Below are 6,006 nucleotides of genomic sequence, written 5' to 3'. Positions count from 1 at the left end.
CCGCGGCGCTGGCCGCGACCGACGCCGGCGCGCCGGGTGCGGCCGCAGATCCGTGGTCGGCGCTTTCGGGCTATGCGCATTTCCACACCCTCGCGCGCCGCATCGGCCTGCGCCATGGCGACGAGAACATCCTGGCCCGGGTAACGGCACGACCGGACGGCCGTTTCCAGGTGGCGCTGGAGGCGCCGCACGATGCCGTCAACACGCATGATCTGAGGACCATGCCGCGCGCGGTCCGCTGGCCAGGCCGTGTCACCGTCTTCGAAGGCGCGGTGGGCTACACCTTCACGGTTCCCGATCCGCTGGCCAAGGCCGACGAGGCGGGTAGCGCCTCGGGCAGCCTGCGCGCGCCGATGCCGGGGCTGGTCAAGCTGGTGAGGGCAGCGGCGGGCGATGCCGTGATCAAGGGCCAGCCGCTTCTGATCCTCGAGGCGATGAAGATGGAGCACATGATCGCTGCCCCGCATGACGGGGTGATCGCCGAGATCGCGGCCGAGGGCGCACAGGTCAGCGACGGCACTGTGCTGGTGCGGTTCACGGAGGACCAGCGATAAAACGAAAGTGGCCGGGACGAGCCCCGGCCACCTTCACACAAACAGAACCGACTTACTGCTGGATCGGCGCGTATTTGCCGTCGTGCCACTGGTTGATGTCGTAGCTGGCGTTCTTGAGGTCGCCCTTCTCGTCGAAGATGACCTCGCCGACGACGGTGCTGATGGGCTTGCCGTCCTTGAGCGCCTCGGCGACCTTGGCCGGATCGTCGGTGCCGGCGCGCTTGACGCCTTCGGCGACGGCCTGGATCACGGCATAGGAGAACAACGTGAAGCCTTCCGGGGTGAAGCCGCCGGCCTTGATCTTGGCGACCGCGTCCTTCGCTTCGGGCTTGGCCTGCGGGTCCGACGGGAAGACGAACAGCGTGCCTTCACCGGCCGGGCCGGCGACCTGCCAGAATTCCGGCGAGGCGATCGAGTCCGGCATGATCAGCTGGAACTTGACGTTCTGCTCCGCCGCCTGGCGCAGGATCAGGCCGGCCTCGGGGTGGTAGCCGCCGAAATAGACGACGTCGGCCTTGAGTTCCTTCAGCTTGGTGACGAGGGCCGAATAGTCCTTCTCGCCGGCATTGATGCCTTCATAGTCGACCTCCTTGAGGCCGCCCGCATTCATCGTCGCCTTGACGGCGTCGGCAACGCCCTGGCCATAGGCGCTCTTGTCGTGCAGGACGACGACATTCTTGCCGGCATATTTCTTGGCGATCCACGGGCCGATGAAGGCGCCCTGCGCATCGTCACGCGTGTAGAGACGCATGATCGTCGGCCAGCCGGACTTGGCGGCCGCGTCGGTCAGCACCGGGTTCGACGAGGCCGGGCTCATCATCAGCGTGCCGGCTTCGGCATAGACGGCGGAGGCCGGAATGCTCGAGCCCGAGCAGGCATGGCCGTCGACGAACTTGACGCCGTTGGCGACGATGCGGTTGGCAACCGACACCGCCTGCTTCGGATCGCACTGGTCGTCCTCGATGTCGAGCTTGATCTGCGAGCCGTTGACGCCGCCGGCGGCGTTGATGGCCTCGGCGGCAGCCTGCGCGCCCTGCTTGAACTGGTCACCGATGGTGGCGAGCTGGCCGGTCATCGGGCCGACCACCGAAATGGTGATGTCGTCGGCAAAGGCAACCGGGGCGCTCATCATCAGGCCAAATGCGGCCGCGCTCAAAATACCCAATCTTTTCATGGTTATAAGAACTCCTCCACTTGTGCGCGGCGGCATGGGCCGCGCTTCTTTCACAGAGCCGGGACAATTTCACCCTTCGCCGAGACTGTCGAGAGGACAATGAGACCCGTTTTGGTTCATTCCGGCGAGGATTTCTTGGGCCACGCGCCCGCGTGATCACCTGGCGTAATGCAAAAAGCCGCGCCGACCTTGTTTCGGTCGGTCGCGGCTTTTGCAGTCGAGCTCCCCAGACGCCCCGCGCCTGAAACCCGCTCGCTTCCCTGTTTCTAGTGGACCATGATCTTATCCGAAAACCGCACTCCACTTTTCACTGCGTGGACCTTCGGTTCGGGATCATGGTCGGCGCGGCTTTGCCCTGTTGGCCTGCCGCGTTCTTGGTCTTGTGGGCCGGCCGTCTTTTCGCGGCCTTGTCCAAATCAACCTCTCAGCGCTGCGCGCAGGATCAGTGCATCGTCATCCATTCGCGGGCTTCGCGCAGCGCCATGGCGATCTCCACCTTCGACATGGTGGCAGACAGTTCCGAGCGCAGCTCGGCGGCGCGGACCGAACCCTTGATCGCGGCGATGTTGAACCATTTGTGGGCGGCGACGACATCGGTCTCGCAATCGCGGCCGGTCGCATACATCATGCCCAGTTCGAAAAGAATGTCGGCCTGGGCAGTTGCCCCCATGGCGCCGAAGCCGTCTTCAAGCATTTCAAAGCGTGCCATTTCAATCCCCTGTCTGGCTCCCGAGAGCTGCCTCCTTCTGTCCCTTGATTTCCCTCGGGGCGGGCCGCTCTTTCGATGCTTTCGAGGATGAAGCCTGGCCTTGAATCCGTCGTTAAATGGCTTGCTTAATTTGCGGAAAACAAAGCTAAAACAAGAGGTAAACGCGGGAAACCGTTAAGCATGGGAATCCAGCGTTTGCGGGGTTTTGCGTCAAATTCGATGAAAATTGGCGGGAGCGGAATCAAGACTTCGCTAACCACGGGAACCGAAGCGTTTTTCCAGTGCCGTTCATTTTCGGCCATGCGCGAGGCGAAAAACGCTACAACCTTCCGTAGCGGCACCGCTTTTGTTTTGGCGGGAGCTGGACTAGCTTTACCTTTGCGTAAGGGACTGGAAGGCGGGCCGGAGTCCCCGCATGCCCATTGGGAGGAGCACAAGATGTTTCGAAAGACGAGCCTGGCCCTGGCGGCCACCTTGATCATGGCGGGCGCCGCGTGGGCCGACCCGATCGAAGGCAATTGGAAGACGCAGGCCGGCTCAACGGCGGCGATCGCCGGCAGCGATGCGTTCTCCATCACGCTGAAATCCGGCAAGTACTCCGGCAAGACGATCGGCTCCTTCAAGGCGGCCGGCGACAACAAATACACCGGCACCATCACCGACCCGGAAACCGACAAGACCTATTCCGGCAAGGCGACGCTGTCGGGCACATCGCTCAAGATGAGCGGCTGCGTGCTCGGCGGCCTGATCTGCAAGAGCCAGACCTGGCACAAGCTGTAACTGACCTTCCGAGATCATCCGAAACGGGGCCCCGAGCGGCCCCGTTTTCTTTTGCGGCGGCGGCGCTCCGCCGAACGGTCTTGTCGCCGGCGGCGGCTTGAGACCTCGTCAATCATTTTGAACCGCAGATGAATACCGGTCTCAGAACCGGTTCAGAGGCATTGCGGCATTCTCTCCCGCATTGAAGGAGAGAGAAATGCTTGCCCGTCGCTTCACCGTCGTCTGCCTGCTGATGAGCCTATTCGGCATGCTCTTCGCCATCCTGGTGGCCGAAGGCGGCCACTCGGCCCGCTTGTGGGAACGGCCCGTGGCTTCATTCTCGGCTCCGTGAACCAAGCGACGCGCTGAAACGACAAAGTTGAAAATCGACCACGTTGAAAATCGGGACACCACCAAAATGAACCGCATCGCCGCCACCACAACGAAGATCCTGAGGCTGCTGCCGCGGGCGACGCTCATCCTGATGCTGCTCGCCGCCCCGGTGCTGGCTGTGCCGATGATGCGCGCCGACACCGGCCACAGGATCGAGGCGCCGGCGAACAAGAACAGGAGCGTCGGCTTTGTGCTGCTGGTCAGCCTGCAGCGCGGGCAAGCTTTATAGAGTGTCGAACGGCGCGACTGGCTCGTAGCCAGCGCGCCTTAAAGCGCGTCGCGCTGAACCGGGTTCAGGCGAGGCGCTTTAAGTCTTTGTTTTGCTGCATGTCGTTGTCCCAGAACCGCGCACACTTCTGGGCGACATGCATTAAACACATCCGAAGAAAATCGACGCTATCGGCTCTCGCGGTCCCACATCCCCCTCCCAAGCGCCATCCTGAATCTCTATATTGAGACATGGAAAAGCGAATCTACCCCCAAGCCATCGAATCGGTCGTCATGCCGGAGCCTTTCGGCGCGCAGAGCTTCCATGACGCCAAAAAGGCCGTCGCGGCGCTGCAGGCGCTCTACGACCGCAACACCAAATTCCTGCGCGATTCCTTCGCCGCTCTTGCCGCCGGCGCCGACGAGAGCAAGCGCTACCGGGCCTTCTATCCGCAGATCGGCGTCACCACGACTTCGTTCAGCCAGGTCGACTCGCGCCAGGCCTATGGGCATATGCCGACGCCCGGGCATTTCGCCACCACCATCACCCAGCCGCAGCTGTTCGAGAACTACCTCATCGAGCAGCTTCGCCTCATCATGCGCAACCACGGCGTGACGGTGACGGTGTCGGAATCGACGACGCCCATTCCGCTGCATTTCGCCTTCCTGGAAGGCAGCTATGTCGACGGCGCGGCCGCCGAGCGCATCAAGCGGCCGATCCGCGACCTGTTCGACGTGCCGGATCTCGACGGCACCGACGACCAGATCGCCAACGGCACGTTCGAGGTGGCGTTCGGCGAGCCAAGGCCGCTCGCGCCGTTCACGGCGCAGCGCATCGACTATTCGCTGCACCGCATGACGCATTACACGGCGACCAGCCCGCAGCACTTCCAGAACTTCGTGCTGTTCACCAACTACCAGTTCTACATCGACGAGTTCGTGGCACGGGCTCGCGAACTGATGGAGAGTGGTGGAGGCGGCTACAGTGAATTCGTCGAACCGGGCAATGTCGTAACCAAGGCGGGAGCCGGCGCGCCGAGCGAGGGCACGCCGCCGCAACGGCTGCCGCAAATGCCGGCCTATCACCTGAAGAAGCCCGGCCATGGCGGCATCACCATGGTCAATATCGGCGTCGGCCCCTCCAACGCCAAGACGATCACCGACCATATCGCGGTGCTTCGGCCGCATGCCTGGGTCATGCTCGGCCATTGCGCGGGCCTGCGCAACACGCAGGCGCTTGGCGACTATGTGCTGGCGCATGCTTATGTGCGCGAGGACCACGTACTGGACGACGATTTGCCGGTCTGGGTCCCGATCCCGCCGCTGGCCGAGATCCAGGTGGCGCTGCAGGAAGCCGTGGCCGAAGTCACTGGACTTTCTGGCTACGACCTCAAGCGCATCATGCGCACCGGCACCGTCGCCACCATCGACAACCGCAACTGGGAACTGCGCGACCAGCGCGGACCGGTTCAGCGCCTGTCGCAGTCCCGCGCCATCGCGCTCGACATGGAATCGGCGACGATTGCCGCCAACGGCTTCCGCTTCCGCGTGCCCTACGGCACGCTGCTGTGCGTTTCCGACAAGCCGCTGCATGGCGAGTTGAAGCTGCCCGGCATGGCGACCGAGTTCTACAAGCGTCAGGTGGCGCAGCATCTCACCATCGGCATCAAGGCGATGGAGAAGCTTGCAGAAATGCCGATGGAGCGGCTGCATTCTCGCAAGCTAAGAAGTTTCTCGGAGACGGCGTTCCAGTAGGCGCATGCCAGCCAGCTGCTGGCGAGGCAATCCGTCGTCTTGCTTGAGCCGCAATTTGGCCGATAAGCGATCAGAACGGATTGCCGGGGCAATAAGATGACTACGGGCGGTGCGCGCTTGAGCATGATGGCTCAGCTGACATTCCTGGCGATGACGGCATTTTCGGCCGCGCTGCTGGCCGGGTTCTTCGGCGCGCTGCATCCGGCCTTCGATTCCTTCTCGCATTTCCGCATGCATCTGAGCGTGCTGACCGCGCTGCTCGCGCTGCCGCTGCTTGCCGGTTCCTACCGGCTGCAGGCGGTCGCGGCGCTGGTCTTCGCCATTGTATGCCTCGCCACGACCACGAGCGCGCTGCCCAGGTTGTCGACGCAGCAGGCGGTCGCGAAGCCGGCCGACCGGATCGTCTACAGCCTGCTGCAGATGAACCTACGCTTCAACAATCCGACGCCGAAGAA

The 6,006-nt window shown here is 63.1% G+C and carries 7 protein-coding genes and 1 pseudogene; 6 read left to right on the top strand and 2 right to left on the bottom strand.

Going from position 1 to position 6,006, the window contains the following annotated elements; translation table 11 throughout:
• The coding region (locus EOA23_RS30380) for a biotin/lipoyl-containing protein (protein ID WP_348628598.1) at positions 1–554 on the top strand (554 nt) is incomplete at its 5' end.
• Between the two features lie 52 nt (positions 555–606).
• Here EOA23_RS30380 and EOA23_RS30375 read toward each other — a convergent pair.
• Both EOA23_RS30375 and EOA23_RS30370 read right to left on the bottom strand, forming a co-directional pair.
• Positions 607–1,728, bottom strand: coding sequence for an ABC transporter substrate-binding protein (locus EOA23_RS30375; RefSeq protein WP_127306840.1), 1,122 nt, complete (start codon positions 1,726–1,728; stop codon positions 607–609).
• 442 nt (positions 1,729–2,170) lie between these two features.
• On the bottom strand, positions 2,171–2,437 hold the full coding sequence (locus tag EOA23_RS30370; RefSeq protein WP_042639605.1) for a sel1 repeat family protein: 267 nt from the start codon (positions 2,435–2,437) through the stop codon (positions 2,171–2,173).
• A gap of 438 nt (positions 2,438–2,875) precedes the next feature.
• Between EOA23_RS30370 and EOA23_RS30365 the strand changes: the two genes are divergently transcribed.
• The 5 genes and pseudogenes from EOA23_RS30365 to EOA23_RS30350 all read left to right on the top strand — a co-directional run.
• The gene (locus tag EOA23_RS30365) at positions 2,876–3,217 is read left to right on the top strand and encodes a DUF2147 domain-containing protein (protein ID WP_126064738.1); all 342 of its coding nucleotides are present in this window, start codon (positions 2,876–2,878) and stop codon (positions 3,215–3,217) included.
• Between the two features lie 196 nt (positions 3,218–3,413).
• Positions 3,414–3,548 (top strand): hypothetical protein, encoded by a 135-nt coding sequence (locus EOA23_RS37000; protein WP_281058773.1) that lies wholly within the window; start codon positions 3,414–3,416, stop codon positions 3,546–3,548.
• A 66-nt stretch (positions 3,549–3,614) separates the two neighbouring features.
• Positions 3,615–3,818 (top strand): hypothetical protein, encoded by a 204-nt coding sequence (locus tag EOA23_RS30360; protein ID WP_127306839.1) that lies wholly within the window; start codon positions 3,615–3,617, stop codon positions 3,816–3,818.
• A gap of 272 nt (positions 3,819–4,090) precedes the next feature.
• Positions 4,091–5,551 carry an AMP nucleosidase gene (locus EOA23_RS30355; RefSeq protein WP_245474395.1) on the top strand — a complete coding sequence of 487 codons (1,461 nt, stop codon included), beginning with the start codon at positions 4,091–4,093 and terminating at the stop codon, positions 5,549–5,551.
• Positions 5,552–5,674: 123 nt separating this feature from the next.
• A pseudogene (locus EOA23_RS30350) lies at positions 5,675–6,006 on the top strand (AP endonuclease); the annotation flags it as partial.

The sequence above is a fragment of the Mesorhizobium sp. M2A.F.Ca.ET.042.01.1.1 genome, from assembly GCF_003997405.1.
Classification (GTDB): Bacteria; Pseudomonadota; Alphaproteobacteria; order Rhizobiales; family Rhizobiaceae; genus Mesorhizobium.
This window is presented reverse-complemented; position numbering and strand designations above follow the sequence as displayed.

Excerpts from the sequence above, each read along its gene's own strand:
- EOA23_RS30355 (WP_245474395.1), top strand. The coding sequence starts at position 4,091 with ATGCCGGAGCCTTTCGGCGCGCAGAGCTTCCATGACGCCAAAAAGGCC.
- EOA23_RS30365 (WP_126064738.1), top strand. The coding sequence starts at position 2,876 with ATGTTTCGAAAGACGAGCCTGGCCCTGGCGGCCACCTTGATCATGGCG.
- EOA23_RS30370 (WP_042639605.1), bottom strand. The coding sequence starts at position 2,437 with ATGGCACGCTTTGAAATGCTTGAAGACGGCTTCGGCGCCATGGGGGCA.
- EOA23_RS30360 (WP_127306839.1), top strand. The coding sequence starts at position 3,615 with ATGAACCGCATCGCCGCCACCACAACGAAGATCCTGAGGCTGCTGCCG.
- EOA23_RS37000 (WP_281058773.1), top strand. The coding sequence starts at position 3,414 with ATGCTTGCCCGTCGCTTCACCGTCGTCTGCCTGCTGATGAGCCTATTC.
- EOA23_RS30375 (WP_127306840.1), bottom strand. The coding sequence starts at position 1,728 with ATGAAAAGATTGGGTATTTTGAGCGCGGCCGCATTTGGCCTGATGATG.